Origin of the sequence: Mucilaginibacter sp. (genome assembly GCF_041088075.1) — a bacterium.
GTDB lineage: Bacteria > Bacteroidota > Bacteroidia > Sphingobacteriales > Sphingobacteriaceae > Mucilaginibacter_A.
In genome coordinates this window covers 1-18,333 of the sequence record NZ_JBGCVY010000004.1, presented here as the reverse complement: position 1 = coordinate 18,333, position 18,333 = coordinate 1, and the positions used below count along the sequence as shown (strand labels likewise).

18 protein-coding genes are annotated in these 18,333 nt (G+C 39.1%); 12 read left to right on the top strand and 6 right to left on the bottom strand.

Features of this window, described 5'->3' with window-relative positions:
- On the bottom strand, positions 1 to 1,613 hold a 1,613-nt coding region (locus V5804_RS00340), incomplete at its 3' end, for an ArnT family glycosyltransferase (protein ID WP_369589381.1).
- A 138-nt stretch (positions 1,614 to 1,751) separates the two neighbouring features.
- Between V5804_RS00340 and V5804_RS00335 the strand changes: the two genes are divergently transcribed.
- Both V5804_RS00335 and V5804_RS00330 read left to right on the top strand, forming a co-directional pair.
- The gene (locus V5804_RS00335; protein ID WP_369589380.1) at positions 1,752 to 2,390 is read left to right on the top strand and encodes a class I SAM-dependent methyltransferase; all 639 of its coding nucleotides are present in this window, start codon (positions 1,752 to 1,754) and stop codon (positions 2,388 to 2,390) included.
- 193 nt (positions 2,391 to 2,583) lie between these two features.
- Positions 2,584 to 3,108 carry a hypothetical protein gene (locus V5804_RS00330; protein WP_369589379.1) on the top strand — a complete coding sequence of 175 codons (525 nt, stop codon included), beginning with the start codon at positions 2,584 to 2,586 and terminating at the stop codon, positions 3,106 to 3,108.
- 71 nt (positions 3,109 to 3,179) lie between these two features.
- Here the strand turns inward: V5804_RS00330 and V5804_RS00325 are convergent, their stop codons facing one another.
- On the bottom strand, positions 3,180 to 4,133 hold the full coding sequence (locus tag V5804_RS00325; protein WP_369589382.1) for an aldo/keto reductase: 954 nt from the start codon (positions 4,131 to 4,133) through the stop codon (positions 3,180 to 3,182).
- Positions 4,134 to 4,330: 197 nt separating this feature from the next.
- On the opposite strand from V5804_RS00325, the gene V5804_RS00320 reads away from it, so the two are divergent.
- From V5804_RS00320 to V5804_RS00310, 3 genes are all read left to right on the top strand, one after another.
- Positions 4,331 to 4,945 (top strand): 2,3-diphosphoglycerate-dependent phosphoglycerate mutase, encoded by a 615-nt coding sequence (locus V5804_RS00320; protein WP_369589378.1) that lies wholly within the window; start codon positions 4,331 to 4,333, stop codon positions 4,943 to 4,945.
- 76 nt (positions 4,946 to 5,021) lie between these two features.
- Positions 5,022 to 5,912 (top strand): polysaccharide deacetylase family protein, encoded by an 891-nt coding sequence (locus V5804_RS00315; RefSeq protein WP_369589377.1) that lies wholly within the window; start codon positions 5,022 to 5,024, stop codon positions 5,910 to 5,912.
- A gap of 12 nt (positions 5,913 to 5,924) precedes the next feature.
- Positions 5,925 to 6,131, top strand: coding sequence for a DUF3820 family protein (locus tag V5804_RS00310; RefSeq protein ID WP_369589376.1), 207 nt, complete (start codon positions 5,925 to 5,927; stop codon positions 6,129 to 6,131).
- A gap of 4 nt (positions 6,132 to 6,135) precedes the next feature.
- On the opposite strand, the gene V5804_RS00305 is transcribed toward V5804_RS00310, so the two are convergent.
- Positions 6,136 to 6,381, bottom strand: a complete 246-nt coding sequence (locus V5804_RS00305) for a hypothetical protein (protein WP_369589375.1) — start codon at positions 6,379 to 6,381, stop codon at positions 6,136 to 6,138.
- Between the two features lie 78 nt (positions 6,382 to 6,459).
- Positions 6,460 to 7,095: a DapH/DapD/GlmU-related protein gene (locus V5804_RS00300; RefSeq protein ID WP_369589374.1), complete on the bottom strand. Its 636-nt coding sequence runs from the start codon at positions 7,093 to 7,095 to the stop codon at positions 6,460 to 6,462.
- 293 nt (positions 7,096 to 7,388) lie between these two features.
- Here V5804_RS00300 and V5804_RS00295 point away from each other — a divergent pair, with 293 nt between their 5' ends.
- From V5804_RS00295 to V5804_RS00265, 7 genes are all read left to right on the top strand, one after another.
- Positions 7,389 to 7,778 carry a response regulator gene (locus V5804_RS00295; protein ID WP_369589373.1) on the top strand — a complete coding sequence of 130 codons (390 nt, stop codon included), beginning with the start codon at positions 7,389 to 7,391 and terminating at the stop codon, positions 7,776 to 7,778.
- The gene (locus V5804_RS00290; RefSeq protein WP_369589372.1) at positions 7,765 to 8,847 is read left to right on the top strand and encodes a sugar transferase; all 1,083 of its coding nucleotides are present in this window, start codon (positions 7,765 to 7,767) and stop codon (positions 8,845 to 8,847) included. Before V5804_RS00295 ends, V5804_RS00290 begins: the two co-directional genes overlap by 14 nt.
- An 8-nt stretch (positions 8,848 to 8,855) precedes the next feature.
- Positions 8,856 to 9,557, top strand: a complete 702-nt coding sequence (locus V5804_RS00285; RefSeq protein WP_369589371.1) for a TolC family protein — start codon at positions 8,856 to 8,858, stop codon at positions 9,555 to 9,557.
- Positions 9,557 to 11,743, top strand: a complete 2,187-nt coding sequence (locus V5804_RS00280) for an exopolysaccharide transport family protein (RefSeq protein ID WP_369589370.1) — start codon at positions 9,557 to 9,559, stop codon at positions 11,741 to 11,743. Before V5804_RS00285 ends, V5804_RS00280 begins: the two co-directional genes overlap by 1 nt.
- Before the next feature lie 173 nt (positions 11,744 to 11,916).
- Entirely contained in the window at positions 11,917 to 13,122 is a 1,206-nt protein-coding gene (locus V5804_RS00275) for a glycosyltransferase (RefSeq protein ID WP_369589369.1), read from the top strand.
- Between the two features lie 459 nt (positions 13,123 to 13,581).
- Entirely contained in the window at positions 13,582 to 14,769 is a 1,188-nt protein-coding gene (locus tag V5804_RS00270) for an O-antigen ligase family protein (RefSeq protein ID WP_369589368.1), read from the top strand.
- A 628-nt stretch (positions 14,770 to 15,397) separates the two neighbouring features.
- Positions 15,398 to 15,955 (top strand): glycosyltransferase, encoded by a 558-nt coding sequence (locus V5804_RS00265; protein WP_369589367.1) that lies wholly within the window; start codon positions 15,398 to 15,400, stop codon positions 15,953 to 15,955.
- A gap of 41 nt (positions 15,956 to 15,996) precedes the next feature.
- On the opposite strand, the gene V5804_RS00260 is transcribed toward V5804_RS00265, so the two are convergent.
- On the bottom strand, positions 15,997 to 17,691 hold the full coding sequence (locus V5804_RS00260) for a GMC oxidoreductase (RefSeq protein WP_369589366.1): 1,695 nt from the start codon (positions 17,689 to 17,691) through the stop codon (positions 15,997 to 15,999).
- A gap of 4 nt (positions 17,692 to 17,695) precedes the next feature.
- Positions 17,696 to 18,271 carry a gluconate 2-dehydrogenase subunit 3 family protein gene (locus V5804_RS00255; RefSeq protein WP_369589365.1) on the bottom strand — a complete coding sequence of 192 codons (576 nt, stop codon included), beginning with the start codon at positions 18,269 to 18,271 and terminating at the stop codon, positions 17,696 to 17,698.
- Positions 18,272 to 18,333 lie beyond the last annotated feature (62 nt).

Genomic DNA, 18,333 nt, shown 5'->3' with positions numbered 1-18,333 from the left:
AAAGCTTGTTTGCGGGTTTTGTACCAAATAAATTGCTTGTAAATAATTTCGTTTGGATAATTTTTAACCACTTTTAAAATTTCAATTGGATGTTTTTTTTGCAAATTTTTAAGTGTTGCTTCATCAACATAAATTATTTTTAAAGTTGAAGTTTGGGCCGAATCTTTTTTAGGTAAAAGTTGTACTGGTTGTTTGCAATAAAATTGGAAAGCATTGTTCAAACTATCCATTACAAAAATTGGTTTTCCCGGAAGTTTTTGATTAACATAAACCGGTGCCTCACAATCTGCTTTGTAAGAAGTTAGCAAAGGATAAAAAACAGTATTGAGGTAAAAGTTTATAAAAAACGTGGCACAACAGGAAAGCAAAAAGTAAAAAGTAAAACCGGAAGTTTTTTTGTTTAAGTAGAAAACCAAGATTCCAAAACAAAAAACTTCTACCCAAAATAATATGGTAATTTTGGATTGTAAAAAGTAGTTGAAAACCAATACAGCCAAAAATAAAATGCAAACTTGTAACACTTGTATGGTTTTAAAAAATGCAAGTCTTTTGCCTGAAAAAACTTTTCTAAAAGCTGCCGCCGTGATGATCGCGAAAAACGGAAAAATAATATTGGTGTAAAACGGCAACTGGAAACTGGAAAGCGAAAAGATCAGCCACATGGCAAAACCACCGCAAAGGGTGTAATATTCGGGCAATTTTCTTCCGGTCAGTACTTTTTTTATCGAGCTAAAAACAGCATAAGCCAACATAAAAAACCAGGGCGCAAAAGCCCAAATCAAAGTGTGGACGTAGAAAAACATGCTACCACTTTTTCGGGTAATCGGGCCATTGTTGATAAAACGCCCAAACTGGCTGTCCCACAAAAACCATTGGATGCCGGAAATATGCGTTTGTTGGAACGTATATTTTCCCGGCTGGCTATCAAACTGCACATACAAACTGTAAATTTCGGGCAGGATAAAAATTGCGGTCAGCAGGATTGCCAGTAGCCATTTCACTTTAAATAATTCGCCGAAACGTTTTTTGAAAATCAATTCTCCGACTACGCTTGCGCCAATTGGGATCAGCGCAAAAACTCCTTTCGTCATCACGGCGCACCCGGCCAGCAAACTTCCCAAAACCAAATCATGCCAAGTAAACTTTTTTTCAATTTTGGAGAAATGATAAACGCTGCCGATGATCAAAGCCATTAAATAAGGTTCGGCGCGGACATCGGTGTTCGACATTAGAATATGTTGTGCCGAAAAAAGGATTAAAACTGCCATTAAACCAGTTCTGCGATCGTAGTTTTTTTTGGCAAAAAGATAGGTGTATAAACCCGACAACAGGAAAAAAAGCAAGGCCGGCAACTTGTAGCTCCAGGTAGAAAAACCAAAAATTTTGAAGCTGAGTGCGGCCATCCAAAACGGAAAATGAGGTTTGTCCAGCCAGTCTTTTCCATACGAAAACAGTTCCCAATAATTGCCGCGCAGCACCATGTTTTTGGCCAAAGCCGCATACAAGCCGGGGTCATCGGTAAAAAAAGCAACGTTGATGCCCGAAAAATTTACGGACACGGCCAGCAGCAAAACCAGCAGCCACGGCAAATTTTTATTCAATTGTACAGGCATATCGCGCTAAGCTCCGTAATTTTAGGCCGATAAAAGAAGCATTTCCGCTTCCGGTTGTTATTAGCTATCAACCGTCAGCCGTCAGCTATTAGCAATCAGCCATTAACTATTAACCATCGACCATCAGCAACCGCAAATATGCCAAATAATTACGATGCCTCTGCCTGGTTTTATGACGCACTTGCACAATTAGTTTTCGGCAAAGCTTTGGTAAAAGCGCAGCAATTTTTGATTAAGGATATTCAACCTAAAACACATATTTTAATTGTTGGCGGCGGCACCGGCTGGATTTTAGAAGAACTGGCACGCATCCAACCTTGCAATTTGAAAATTACTTATGTAGAGATTTCTGCAAAAATGCTTGCCTTATCGCGAAAAAGAAACTGCGGGCAAAATGAAGTTGCGTTTGTGCACAAAGCGATTGAAGAATACCAGCTTTCGCAAAAATACGATGTTATATTAACGCCTTTTTTGTTCGATAATTTTTCAGAAAAACGAATACAATCTGTGTTTGACCAATTGCACCAATGTTTAAAATTAGATGGCTGGTGGCTGCTTTGCGATTTCCAAGTCCAGGAAAACCGACACCAACTATGGCAAAAGGTTTTATTGCAAACCATGTATTTATTTTTTGGCTGGCTTTGTAACGTCGAAACAAAAACCTTGGTGAAAATGGATGTTTACTTTCAACAAAAAAATTACGTTTTAGTTAAAGAAAAAACTTTTTACCAGGGTTTTATTACTTCCAAAGTTTATCAAAAGAGCACCAATTTTTAGGTGGTAAAAGAAGTATGCCGATACTGTTTTTACCGGTATAAATTTAATGTCTAAATGTGGTTTAAACTTCTTTAAATTGTTGTAGTCTGAACTGTATCTATCAACCAAACAACAAAAAGAAAAGCACAATTTTAAAAATGAAAGTTTAAATAATGCTTATCATTTTATCAAAACCAAAAACCAAATTACTACCATGAAAAAGTTACTTTTTTTATCCGCTTTAATAATTGCAAGTTTAAGTTTTAACACGGCCAAAGCCCAAGTTGGTATTCATTTTAATTTAAACTTTGGACCTCGTCCGGTTTATGTTACACCTGCGCCGGTTGTGGATGATTACTACTATTTGCCCGATGCCGAAGCTTATTATTCTGTGCCCGAACACGTTTATTACTACCAATACGGAGGCCGCTGGGTTTCTGGCCCGCGATTGGTTGGCCGTTACCACGATTACGATTACAACGCTTTGCGCCACTATCAAGTAAACGAAGCAAGGCCGTATTTACGCAACGATTTTTACCGCGCCCGTTACAGCAACCCGCAATTTGCACAAGGTTACGATCGGGGTTACCGAAATGAAGGCTACGGCCGGCCGGAATACCGCAATTATGACGGTGGGCGTTTTGATAACCGCGATCAACATTTTGACCGCGGTAATTACCGAGGCGGCTGGGATGGCCATCATGACAATGGGTACCACAACGGCTGGTACAGGCATTAAGAACCCGAAATTTTACTGCATAAAAAAAGCTGCCTTGTTCGGGCAGCTTTTTTTATGCAATTCTTTTTTCGCTATTCCCAGGCACTGGCCGTGTTTAGCTTATGGATCGCTTCGGTATCTAAATTCAATTCGGTTGCTTTGATAATATCCTGCAATTGGTTTACGCTGGTTGCACTTGCAATGGGCGCGGTAATACCTGGCCGGTGCATCAGCCAGGCCAAAGAAACAGCGGCAGGCGAGGCGTTTGATTCTGCCGAAACTTCGTCCAAAGCTTTTAAAATTTTAAACCCACGGTCGTTTAAGTATTTGCTGATCCCTTGTCCGCGTTTGCTCTTGTTAAAATCAGCTTCCGAACGATATTTTCCGGTTAAAAACCCACTGGCCAAAGAAGAATAACTGATCACGCCGATGTTGTGTTCTTGGCAAAGCGGCTCCAGTTCTTGCTCAAAACTTTCGCGGTCGTACAAATTGTACAGCGGCTGCAAGGTTTGGTACGATGGAAAACCATGCTCTTTACTCGTTTTCAAGGCCACCAAAAGCCGCTGCGCGCTCATGTTGGAAGTACCAATGGCGCGTACTTTTCCTTCCTTCACCAAGTCGTTAAAAGCAGCAAGGGTTTCTTCCATTGGTGTGTCGGCGTCGTCTTTATGCGATTGGTACAAATCAATATAATCGGTCTGCAAACGTTTTAACGAATCTTCAACTGCTTGTTTGATCCAGGTTTTCGATAAGCCTTTTTTGTCGTGCGCCATTTCCATGCCCACTTTGGTGGCGATGATCACTTTATCCCGGTTTCCCGATTTTTTGATCCAGTTGCCAATAATTGTTTCGGATTCGCCGCCTTTGTTTCCGGGAACCCATTTCGAGTAAACATCGGCCGTATCAATAAAATTTAAACCGGCATCCATTAGTGCATCTAAAATTTGAAAGGATGTATTTTCGTCAATCGTCCAGCCGAAAACATTTCCGCCAAAAGCAAAAGGCGGAACTTCGATTCCGGAGGAACCTAAACTGTTCTTTTTCATCATGTATGTTTTGTTGGCTTAACATATGAATGCGGAAACTGTTTATGGCGGCAAAGTTTTGAATTTAAGTGGATAAAAGAAGTATGGGAGCGGGGATGCTTCTTTTATCGGTGTTTTTTTGGTGTGATTCGTAAAAACCTGTTCCGCAATCAATTTTATCCCTTAAACTTGCAAAAATTTCAATTTGAAACCTTACCATGAAAAGTCAATTAGCCATTGTTCGTCACGGGCAATCCGAATATAACCTCGAAAATAAATTTACAGGTTTTGCCGATGTGGATTTAACGGCGCAGGGCAGGGAAGAAGCCTTAATGTGCGGCCGCAAACTGCAAAAAATGCACTTTGACGATGCTTTTACTTCGGTTTTAAAACGCGCCATCGAAACGCTGGATATTATTTTGGATACCATCGGGCAAAAAAATATTCCTGTTTTTAAAGATGCCGCTTTGAACGAACGCAACTACGGCGATCTGCAAGGTTTAAACAAAGCCGAAACCGCCGAAAAATATGGTGCAGACAAGGTTGCATTGTGGAGAAGAAGTTTTGATGTTGCGCCTCCGGGCGGCGAAAGTTTGAAGCAGACACAGGAGCGTGTTTTGCCTTATTATTATGCACACATCGAGCCTTTGCTGCAACAGGGGAAAAACGTTTTGATTGTGGCGCATGGCAATAGTTTGCGGGCTTTGATGATGCATTTGGAAAATATCAGTCCGGCTGCCATTGTACATATAGAATTGCTGACCGGCGTACCACGTGTTTATGATTTTGATGATAATGGTAAAATTTCTTATGTAGAACATTTAGCACAGTAAAAGAAGCATCCATTTTTTTTGCTGATTTAAAGCCGATCTGCTAATCCTTTTTCCGGGATTTAGCGTAAAAACATTTATGAATAAGCAATTTATTTTTTTGCGCCTTAAAAAAAGCGCACTATTAGCCCTGCCGGGAATTTTTTTGATGTTGATGCTAAGCAATTGCCAGTTTCAACCCCAAACTTCGGCCATGACAACGAAGGCCGAAATTTATCCTGTAAAAAAAGCTTCCGATCCTGTCATCAACATAAAAACGGTAAAAGCAGCTTCGGCAGCAACGGTTTTAGGCCGAAAACAAATTCCGGTTTTGTGCTATCACCAAATCCGCAATTGGAAACCGACCGATTCTAAAACGGCAAAGGATTATATTGTGCAGGAAAACGATTTCCGCGAGCAAATGAAAATGCTGGCCGACAGCGGTTACCATACCATTTTGCCGGATCAGTTGTACCAATATTTGAACGAAGGGACAGCACTTCCTGCAAAACCCATCATGCTTACTTTTGATGATACAGATTTAGACCAGTTTACTTTGGCCGAACCGCAGATGAAAAAGTACGGTTTTAAAGGCGTGTTTTTTATCATGACGGTTTCTTTGGGAAGACCGCATTATATGAACAAAGAACAGGTAAAAACCCTGTCAGACGAAGGGAACGTAATTGCCAGCCACACTTGGGACCACCATAACGTGAAGAAATACCAGGGCGAGGATTGGGTTACACAAATTGACAAGCCAACCAAAAAGCTGGAAGAAATTACGGGCAAACCAATTAAATACTTTGCTTATCCTTTTGGTTTGTGGAACCAGCAGGCCATCCCAGAGTTGAAGAAACGCGGTTTTGTGGCAGCATTTCAACTATCGGAAAAACGCGACACGATTGAACCTTTGTATACGATCAGAAGGTTATTGGCAAGCGGTTACTGGTCGGCGCATACTTTATCCAACAATATCAAACATAGTTTTTAGGTTTGTGGCAGCATGGACCCGAAAATTTTGACGCAATTGGTTACGATGGAAATGCCTTTTGGCAAATACAAAGGCACCAAAATTTGCAATTTGCCCGAAAATTATCTGTTGTGGTTTAAGCAGCAGGGTTTCCCGAAAGGAACGTTGGGCGTTCTGTTGGAAACCATGCTGGAGATCAGGATTAACGGTTTGCAATATCTGCTGGAACCGTTAAAGTGATTGCTTAATAAGTTGGCGTGTTCCGCTGGTCAATTTGTTCGCCCAGTTCGTCCACCCAGCCCGATAAATAAGGTTCGGTGCTGCTGATCCTTTTCCAATGGCCATGTTCGTCTTTGGCGATGGTGATGGTTAAAGAATCATCAAAAGAAGAAAATTGGTATTGCCGGCCTTCATCTGCTGTGTTTATGGTATTAACCAAGCCTTCAATTGATCCGTCGGTGCCGGTTAAATAGGTTTCAAAAACTTCCATATTTTGTATGCTTCTTTTATCGGGTAAAATTTATTAACGGCAAAGCTATCATTCTGTTTAAAATTAACAGGCTTATTTTTATAGGGTAAAAGAAGCATCTTTTACTTTGACCCAAGTTTGAAGTTCTTGATCATACTTTTTGATAATGCGCGCGGGATTTCCGGCGGCAATACTAAAAGCGGGTACATCTTTGGTAACTACGGCACCGGCCGCAACAACACAATGTTTGCCAATGGTTGTGCCGGCCGTGATCACCACGTTGGCGCCAATCCAACAATCATCTTCAATGATGATTGGTGCTGTTTTTACCCCTTGTAATTGTATGGCCCGGGTTACATCTTCATAATTGTGGTTGAGGCCGCTCATCACCACGTTTTGTGCAACGATCACTTGTTTGCCAATTGCAACCGGCCCGATCAAAACATTGCCCATCCCCAATGTGGTTTCATCGCCAATCAAAACATCGCCCACGCCATTGTTAATGGTACAAAAATCCTCAACCACCGCATTTTTACCCAATACAAACCGGTTGAAAGGAAAAACATCCATGCGCGTGCGGTGCCTGATGATGCTTCCCGGTTTTTTTTGATGAAAAAAAGGGTTCACAAAAAATTTAACCCAAGTGCGGGGCCTTGCTTGTTTGGTTGGCACAAGTGTCCAATGAATAAATTTTTTTAAAGCAGGGTTTGTTTTTACAACTTCTTTGATCGGCATCGCCAGGATTGTTTAATTAGTAGCTCATGTATTTATAATAACTCTTTTTTGTCTTTTTGCGTAGAAGCATGCAGATTGAAAACCATCATGTTATTAAAATTCGTAATTGCTTAAATAATTATAGTAATAGATAATAATTTAAATCTATTATTTTTTATAGCTTTATACGTATGAAAACACATATTGTTAATAAGTATAATAGACGGTAAATTTAAAATTCAACAATATAGCTGACAATAATATTAGTTATTTAATCTATATTTAGCCGTTTGCAACTAAATTTTTTTATACCTATGAAAAAACAAATACTTGTTGTTGATGATGACATAAGCATTTTGAAATTGCTCAATTTTATCCTGTCCAAAGATCATGCAGTTGTGATAAAGCCGAGCGGGATGGAAGCTTTTAGTTGGCTGGAAGAAGGCAATTACCCTGATTTGATTATCTCTGACCTGGAGATGCCTTATTTTGACGGCACTTCTTTTATCCGCAATTTAAAGATCAGTGGTTTTTACCGCGATACACCTGTTATTGTACTTTCCGGTGCCGAAAATGTAAAAGAGCAGGTAGAAAAAATGCCGTTTGGTGTAGAAGGGTATTTGAACAAACCTTTTAACCCGGATAATTTAAAAGCGGTAATCAACCAGGTTTTTAAAAGCGTCAAAGTGAATGACATTTACTAACAAAACCGTGTTTAGCACCAACAAAATACGTATTGCTTATTCCGGTATTGATTTCGTAACTGATATTCAAGACAACCTGAGCAATAGGTTTCAAATTTTTTCCAGTACAACCCCGGAACAGTTCAATGCTTATTTAACGCAGTTGTCTTTAAGTTCTTTGCCCGAAATAATTTTGATAGAGGCCGATGAACAGGAAAATTGTTTTGCACTGATTGAGAATGTAAAAAAGAACGTTTTGCTTCGGGGCTTGATTATCGTTTTGCTGGCATCGCAACCAACAAACAATTGCCTGCAAAAAGCAAGGCAGCTCAAAATCCATGATTTTTATATCCATCCTTTTTCTTACGATGAACTTGCAGAACGTTTGGATTTTCTGGTCAGGTTTAAGCTGATCAAACCAAGTATCGTAAACTTATCAGAAAAAGCAACGGCCACTTATAATATCCCGGCCGGCAAACGTGCTTTTGACCTGGCACTTTCTGCAACTTGTATTTTACTGCTTTCACCTTTGTTTGTCATCATCGCAGGGCTTATTTATTTAGAATCCGACGGCAAAATTATTTACAAAAGTAAACGTGTTGGCACAGGCTATAATGTGTTTGATTTTTACAAGTTTAGGTCTATGCGCAGTAACGCTGATGAATATTTGATTGATTTATCTAACCTTAACCAATATGCAGAAGCAACCGCAACTACTGCTTCGCCAACATTTGTCAAGTTAAAAAATGATCCAAGGGTAACCCGCTTGGGTTCATTTTTAAGGAAGACAAGCATGGACGAACTTCCCCAGCTTTTTAATATTGTAAAAGGGGATATGTCTTTAGTTGGAAACCGCCCTTTGCCTTTGTATGAGGCAGAAAAGCTCACTTCCAATGAATGGTCCACACGCTTTTTGGGCCCGGCGGGTTTAACCGGTTTGTGGCAAATCAGCAAAAGGGGACGCAGCGAAATGTCTGAACTGGAAAGGAAGAAACTCGACAATTATTACGCATTGAACTATTCGTTTTGGTTTGACCTGAAAATTATTTTAGGAACTTTTCCGGCCTTATTTCAAAAGGAAAACGTATAAACAAAATTATGTTTAAAGCCTATACTCTTTTTACCCTGCTTTTTTTTGTGTCCGTAACGGTTAAAGCCCAGGATTCTGTTATCCCCGAAATTTCTTATCCTTATCTTGATAAATTGATTACCTCGGCCAAAATCCATTACCCAAAGCTGACGGGCTATAACGACAAGATTAATTTGGCCAGGATCAATGTTAAAAGAGCCGGGATTTCCTGGTTTGATATTTTAACTTTTTCTTACATCTACCAACCCAACAATACTTTAAATTATGCCATCCCGACAACCAATACCGGCACAACGGTCAATAGGTTTTTGTTCAATGGCTTACAATTGGGCGTTTCGTTAAACCTTGGTTCTATCCTTACAAAACCTTATACGATAAAAGCAGCACAGGAAGATTTGAATATTGTGCGCGACGAACAAAACGAATTTTTGGTTACCCTGACTGCCGATGTAAAACGCCGCTACTTTACCTATTTATTGCAAAAAAACCTGGTAAAACTGCAAACACAATCTTACCAGGATATGCAAACTTTACTGAAACAAACAAAGTATAAGTTTCAAAAAGGAGAGGCGACTTTTGATGTATATAATGCGGCTTTGATTACGGCATCCGCACGTGCAGAACAAAAATTGCAGGCAGAAACCAATTTTTTAATAGCTAAAAGCGAACTGGAAGCATTGGTGGGGCTTAAATTAGAAGATATTGAATAATGGAATTAGCCAATTTTTTTAAATTATTGTACAGGCACCGGTTTGTTTTGATAGCCGTCCCGGTCATCGCGCTTGTTTTTACTTATTTTTTAACCCATAACCTGTCGGATAATTACGTTTCAAAAACCGATTTGGCAACCGGTATTATTGACCCGAACCAGCAGATATTAAGCAATACAGATGGCGGCATACAGGAATCAAAAGTCAACCAACAATTTTCCAACTTATTAGGGACCATTCGTTTAGGAAAAGTAATAGACCAGGTTTCTTATCAACTGATCATACATGACCTTACCAACAAGCAAGCCTTTCGGCCTAAAAGTAAACTGCTAAAAGAACTAAATGCTGATGCCCTTGCACATGCTTTAACTGTTTTTAATTATAAATACAAGCACCGCGCACCATTGGATTTGACCGACCCGGACGAAGCCGGTTTGGAAAGGGTATTAGCTGCACAAAAGTATGATGCAGAAAGCCTTAAAAAAGAATTAATGATTTATCGTACCGATAACAGTGATTTTGTGCACCTCGAATTTTCATCAGACCAGCCCCAGCTTTCGGCCTTTGTTTTAAACACACTTTGTAAAGAATTTATTGCCTATACCATTGCCGATGAACAAAAAAACAAGGGAAACTCCAACGGGTTTTTACAGAAACTGGTGCAGGAAAAGCTGGACACGATGAACGCCAAAGTAGCCGGATTAAGAAACTACAAAATTAAAAACCATATCCTCGACCTGAAAGACCAGTCAACTTCGCTTTATACACAATTAACTGATTACCGCGACCGTAAAGCACAGGCGGAAAAAGATATTCTATCGTACAACAGCGCTATTGCCAACATCAACAGCCGGTTTAACCCGAACGACAGAAGATACCAGGAGGCAGGTTCGGTTAAAATGAACGGACAGATTGCACAAACCCGAGACCGTTTGGCAGCCGTTAACAATAAATATATCCAAAGTAATTTTGACCCGCGGTACAGAAAAAGCAGCGATTCGTTACAAAATATTTTAGATGCACAAATAAGCCAGGTATCCGATAAATATGTTTCCAACCCTTTGGCTGGCAAAGAAAACTTAGTGCAGGAAAAAGTCAAAATGGAGATCACCAGAGATATGACGCGCTCGGGATTGAACAAACTGGACAACCAGATCAACCAGTTAAACAACCAGTTAGAACGCATTGTCCCTTTTGATGCCGTAGTACAAGCCTACAACCGTGATATTGAAGTTGCCACAAAAGAATACCTGGACGTGCAAAACCGGTACAACCAGTCATCGTTAGAAACTAACATTAAAACGCCTTTAAAGCAGGTAGAAACAGCTATGCCGGGTGTAAAACAACCTTCAAAAAAACTACTGCTTACTCTATTAAGCGGTGTGGTAAGCGAAGTATTTTGCCTGGTGGTACTGTTTGCCCTATTTTATTTTGACAATACCATCCGCGTTCCAACTGATCTGACCAACGCAACCCAAATCCCTGTTTTAGGCAAACTCAATTTGGTCATCAAAACCAATATTGATTTTAAGCTAATCGGGAATAACCCGCAAAGTACCGAAGAGATGCAGCAATTTAGCAACCTGTTGCGTTCCATCCGTTATGAGGTTGATAACGAACTACATGAAAATAAGGTTGGGGCAGAAGGAAAAGTGCTGGCCATTACCAGCCTTAAAGCAGGCGAGGGAAAGTCATTGGTGGCTATGGGTTTGGCTTCTGCTTTTGCTATCGCCAATAAAAAAGTGCTGGTGATTGACGGCAACTTTGAACATCCAACTTTAACCAAAGCTGCTTTTGAAAAAGCTTACTTTGAAGATTTTCTGAAGGATGATAATATGGAAATACAAGCATCGGACAACAACCAGGTTTATGTTTTGGGAAACCTGGGCAGTGATAAATCTTTGCTTGAAAAAAGCAGTGGGCAGGTGATCGGTAAAAAAATAATGCAGTTGAAAAAAAGCTTCGACATTATCATTATCGAAACCCAAGACTTGAGCCTGATGAACAAAGCCAAAGAATGGATCCAATTTGCAGATAAAGTAATTGCCGTTTTTGAAGCCAACCAAAGCATCAACCATGAAAAGCAACTTTACTTAAATTACCTGCGTACTTTAAACAACAAGTTTATCGGCTTGATCCTGAACAAAGTAATTGTAACTAATGAATTGGAAGCTAAACAAGCTTAGGGCCTGTTTAATTTATACAAGTAAAAAATGTCAATGCTTCTTTTACCCTATAAAAATTGGTGTTTATACCAAGTTAAAAAACATAAATATTGTACATCCCAATTTTTAGGTGATAAAAGAAGCATTGGAACCTCGATAAGTAAAATTTAAACAAGCTGAAACCATAAACATACATGCACATCCATTTATATAAGTTGATCTGGCAAGTGGTGCAATTGGCAATTGGATATAACCTGGTTTTTCCGATGCTGTTGTTCCTGCTTTATCCAACGGCAAGAAACAAATTCAAAGTAAACAAAACTTGGAACAAAGTTACCGAAGCCGACTATGGCATTATTGTTACGGCCTATCAACAAACCCAATCTTTGCCCGATGTTGTTGCTTCTCTGTTAAAACAGGATTTCTCCAACTTTATCATTTATATTGTTGCAGACCAGTGCGACGTTTCAAACCTAAACTTTGACCATCCGCAAGTTGTGGTTTTAAGGCCGCCGCAAGCGTTACAAAGCAATATCCGTTCGCACTTTTATGCCATCAATCATTTTGTACGGCCGCATTCGCGTTTAACCATTATTGATAGTGATAACCTTGTCCATCCGGCTTATCTCACCGAAATGAACACCTATTTTACAAAAGGTTACCAGGCGGTACAAGGGCTGCGTGCGGCAAAAAACCTGAACACAACTTACGCTTGTCTGGATGCCGCGAGGGATATGTATTACCATTATTACGATGGCAGGTTGTTGTTCAAAATCGGTTCTTCGGCTACTTTATCCGGCTCCGGGATGGCTTTCACCACCGAATTGTACCAGTTTTGTTTAGACCATTTGGATATAGATGGCGCAGGTTTTGACAAAGTGTTACAGGCAGAAATTGTAAATTACCGCTTGCAGATTGCTTTTGCCAGAAAAGCAATTGTTTATGATGAAAAAACAATGCACCCCGAACAATTGGTGAAACAACGCGCCCGGTGGATCAACACTTGGTTTAGATATGGCGGCTTTGGTGTGAAACTGATTTTGAGGGGGTTGGGCAATTTTAGTAAAAACCAGGTATTGTTTGGCATGGTGCTTTTGCGGCCGCCCTTGTTCATTTTCCTAATCCTGTCCCTGTTTTGTATGGTGGCAAACTTTTGGGTCAACCCGGCTTACAACTGGTTGTGGCTGATTGCCTTTGCTTCTTTTATTGGCAGTTTTTTTATCGCCCTGATACAGTCAAAAGCCGATACCCGGGTTTACAAAGCATTGTTGGGCATACCCAAATTTATGTTTTACCAAATTATATCCTTGTTCAAAATGGGCAAGGCCAATGAGCGTTCTGTGGCAACCCCGCATTATTACGATGCCGATATAGAAAAAGTAATGCAAAAGAAAGCATGATCAGGCCAAATCAAAACAATAAAAAACAACCCATAAACCCGGAGGCTAAACAAAAAAGCACCCAGGAATTGTTGGCCACGATCTTGGCTTTTATCAGCGTTTTTGTATTTTTTGTAAAGATCCTGTTTTTTTGAAAACATGAAAGTGCTGCCATCATCCTTCAACTTTAAACTTGGCGGTAAAAGCGCATTGCACAGAACAGGCAATTCGGGCAGCCCAACCTTACGTTTAAACATTTTTGTGATTGCGGCCTTAGTAGTGGCCGGCTTGTCGTTTTCGCTACTCATCGCAAAATTTGGGTTGATTGCTGCCGGGTTGATTTTAGTGGCTCTTGTTGGTATACCATTGGTTTATAGTGTAGTTGCTTATCCGCAAGTCGGTATTTTGGTATTGCTGGTTGCTGCTTACCTGTTGATGTGGGTGATTAGGATAGGGGTTGATTTTCCGTTAGGGACATTAATGGATGGTTTGGAAGTACTTCTTTTACTGGGGTTTTTTATCAAACAAAAAAGCAACCCGGATTGGGGCTTTTTAAAACTTCCGATTAGTAAAATAATTTTAATTTGGTTAGTTTACAATATTTTGGAAGTGGCAAATCCTGCTGCTGCATCTGTGTTTTCTTGGTTATATACTATTCGTACCGTTGCTACCGTCATGCTGCTCTATTTTGTATTTGTCTATCAAATCAAATCCGTTAGTTTTGTTCGAATAATTCTAAAAGTTTGGGTTGCATTAAGCCTTTTTGCCGCAGTTTATGCTTTTAAGCAGGAGCATTTCGGGTTTTTTGATTTTGAACAGAAACAGTTAAATGATCCTTTAATGGTCTCGCTGTTGTTTATCAATGGTGTTTGGCGTAAATTCTCTATATTTTCTGATCCTGTTTGCTTTTCCTACAATATGGTAATCAGCAGTTTATTGTGTATTTGTTTGACAACCGGAACATTTAAAACCTGGAAAAAAGCGGTATTGCTTCTTTTAGCCTTGTTTTTTTTGCTAAATATGCTTTATTCGGGCACACGCGGCGCTTATGTACTCATTCCTGCAGCCATGGTTATGCTTGCTGTTCTTAACTATAGCCCAACTGTTTTGAAAATCAGCATTTTTGCTGCTTTTATTTTAGGCATCATAATTCTTATGCCTACTTCTAACCAGACTATTTACAGGTTTCAAAGTGCATTTAAACCTTCAACCGATGCTTCATATACAGTGCGTGCCATCAACCAAAAACGGATTAAGCCTTTTATCCTTGCACATCCAATCGGGGGAGGTTTAGGCGCAACAGGCACATGGGGGCAACGTTTTGCCCCCAATTCTTATTTAGCAAATTTCCCTCCCGATAGCGGATATGTAAGGGTTGCTGTGGAATTAGGCTGGATTGGATTGTTTTTGATATGTACACTCATGTTTATCATATTACGAACAGGTATTAGAAACTATTTTTTAATACAAGATCCGGAACTCAAATCATATTGCCTTGCAGCAACAGTTATTGTTTTTGCGCTTAATGTTGGCAACTTCCCACAAGAAGCTATCGTACAGTTTCCTACAAATATCTTGTTTGTTTTAGTTGCGGCGTTAATTACCGTTACTTATAAATTAGACCAAATCCCTAAAACCGGCAACAACCATGCAACAATCAACTTATAAAAGAAATTATGTTATAGTTGGGCAGCAGGCATGGGACGTAAACATTGGAAGCAACTGCAAAAATATTGCATTAGAACTCAGCAAAAATAACTTTGTTTTATATGTAAACCCGCCTTTAGACAGGATTACATTATTAAGGAACAGGTGCGATGATAAGGTTAAAAAAAGAAAACGGATGCTCCATGGCAAGGAAAACAACCTGGTTCAGATCAATAATAATTTATGGAACTTGTATCCGGATTGTGTACTCGAATCCATTAATTGGATTAAAATACATTTTTTATTTAATATAATCAACAAATACAATAATCAGTGTTACGCCAAATCAATCAAAAAGACAATTTCGCTTTTGGGGTTCAACGATTTTATATTATTTAATGATAACGATATTTTCAAAAGTTTTTATTTGAAAGATATTTTACGGCCTAAAACAAGTATTTATTATTCCAGGGACTACATGATTGGAACGAAATATTGGAAGTTTCATGGCGAGAAGCTGGAACCCAAGTTAATCGCCAAAAGTGATATTTGTTTAGCCAACTCGCAGTTTCTTGCAAACTATTGTGCGCGGTACAATCACAATTCTTTTTTTGTTGGGCAGGGGTGCGATTTAAGTGCTTTTACCTCATTGCAATTAAAGCAACTTCCGGAATTAACAAACATTGCAAAGCCAATTATAGGATATGTTGGCGCTTTATCTTCTACTCGTTTGGACATCGGGCTCTTAGCTTTTATCGCAATTGCCAACCCGGATTGGAGCATCGTTTTGATCGGCCCTGAAGATAATGGTTTTTTAGAAAGTAGGCTTCACCAAATTAAAAACATTATTTTTTTAGGGCTAAAAGAAGCATCAGTTTTACCGGATTATATTAACAATATTGATGTTTGTATCAACCCACAAGCGGTTAACGAAATAACAATTGGAAATTATCCCAGAAAAATTGATGAATATTTAGCTTTAGGAAAACCTGTTGTAGCTATTGAAACAGAAGGTATGTTAATGTTTAAAGATTATACTTATCTCGCCGAAACGAAGGAACAATTTGTAAAGCTCGTAGAGTTGGCACTTGCAGAAGACTCGGTTGAAAAGCAACAAGCACGTATAGAATTCGCATTTTCGCACAGTTGGGAAAATTCCGTTGAAAAGATTTACAAAGAAATAAGTATTTGGGAAAACCAAGTATAGCCGATCCTGATTTTAAGGTGATAAAAGAAGCATCGCTAGTATTACAAGCTTCCGTTTTTTAATTCCTTCACAGCAAAATCACAAGCCCGGGCGGTTAAAGCCATATAAGTTAACGATGGGTTTTGCGATGCTGATGAAGTCATACAACTTCCATCGGTAACAAATACATTTTTTACTGCATGTATCTGGTTATTGCCATTTAAAACAGAAGTTTTAGGATCTGTTCCCATTCTGGCTGTTCCCATTTCATGTACGGTAGAACCACCGGGCTTGTTATAATTAAACGATTCAATATTTATAAACCCGGCAGAGTAAAGCATTTCGGAAGTTGTTTTCCTAATGTCTTCCATCATCTTGCTTTCATTATGTTTAAAAGAAAAATCAATATTGATTATTGGCAAGCCCCATTGGTCTGTTTTTAAAAGATCTAAATTCATTTTGTTTTCATGGTAAGGTAGGCATTCGCCCCAGCCAGCCATCCAAACTGTCCAAGGGCCGGGCGTTGTAATTTGTTGTTTTAAAGTTTCGCCAAAACCATTGCTGCCCATTCTGTCCCTCCATTCGGCACGCTCACCATGCCCTTGTATATTATATCCCCTCAAAAACCCCAAATTTGGTTCCAGTTCTAAGTTCCTAAAACGGGGAATCAAAAAGCCACACGGTCGTCTGCCTTTATAGTAATATTGCTGAAAGCCCTCGTGCATTCCGGAAGCACCGGCAGATGAATGATGATCCATTAAATTGTGGCCTAATTCGCCACTGTCGTTTCCAAGGCCGGTAGGGAAGCGGGGCGATTTTGAGTTTAAAAGTAATCCCGTAGTGGCAATAGTTGAAGCATTTACAAAAATTATTTTAGCTTCATATTCAAAAACATCTTTTGATAATGTATCTATTACACGTACACCTTTGGCCCGGTTTTTTTGCCCATCGTATAAAATTTCGTAAACGACAGAATAGGGCCGTAACGTAAGGTTGCCGGTTTGAAAAGCGGCAGGTATTGTAGCACTGTTGCTGCTGAAATAGCCGCCAAACGGGCAGCCTCTTGAACAAAGATTACGGTTTTGACAAGAGCCACGGCCTTCCCAGCCTTTTGTTAAATTTGCTATCCTGGCAATAGTCAACAACCGGTTTTTGTCGTTTTTTTTAATAGAATCGGCTAAATGGTTTTCAATGCAATTTAATTCCATCGCAGGCAAAAATTGCCCATCGGGCAGTTGCGCCAGGTTTTCTTTTCTTCCGCTGACACCTATAAACTTTTCTACATAATCATACCATGGAGAAATATCTTTATAACGTATTGGCCAGTCAACAGCAATGCCATCTTTTAAATTTGCTTCAAAATCCAAATCGCTCAAACGGTAACATTGCCTTCCCCAAGTTAAAGATTTTCCACCTACCTGATATCCCCTAAACCAGTTAAAAGGTTTTTCCTGCAAGTAAGGGTTTTCTGTATCGTTAACAAAAAAATGCTTGTTGGTTGCATCGCTTGCTTGTGATTGAATTGGGCTTAACCTTTTCTCTTCATTGGTTAAGTTGGTGCCAAATTTAAAATCCCAGGGGTTAAGGTTTGCGGTAGGATAATCTTTTACATGCCGTACATCCCTTCCTCTTTCTAACAATAATGTTTTTAAACCTTTTTTACACAATTCCATGGCAGCCCAACCTCCACTAATACCAGAACCTATCACGATTGCATCAAAAATGCTTTTTGATTTTTGCCTGTTTAAGATATTCATGGTTTTATTTTGTTGCCCATGACCTTTGATTTTTTGAAAGCAAAATACAAGAATGGTATGATGACGGGATATAGTCGTAAACTAAGCCAATCGTAGCCCCTTTTTGAGATGTACAATAACCTTCTATCGTTAACTCTTTTAATAAAGAGAAAAAGGGTTTTCCAAAAACCTTATTTTGGATTTTATTTAAAATTTGATATTTGTAAAAAGCATTTTGCTCAAAAAATGTTAAAATTTTTGCTTTTCTGTCACTGCTGCAGTTTATAAATGAAGCATTATATTTTTCAAAAGCGTAATTTTCTAAATCAAGCAAACCATGCAAAAAATTTTGCTGTGATTTTTGATCTGTACAAAATTTGATATTGTTAATAATATAGGTTTCTACTTCTGCATCTTTTGCACCGGGTGTGTTGGTACGCGGTATAATCATTTCGGCAAGTTCTGCAATAATGTACTTTTTTTGATTAAGATTGTCTGTACTTATGATAATTTTGACTTTGGTCCATTCAAAAACAGAAGCAGAGGTCAATCCCAAAAAACCAAGCGCAGCTAAACTTTTAATTGCTTTTTTTCGATCCATTTTTAGTATAATCCTGTGTAATAATAATAAATTTTTAACAATATACGCTCAGATCATTTAAA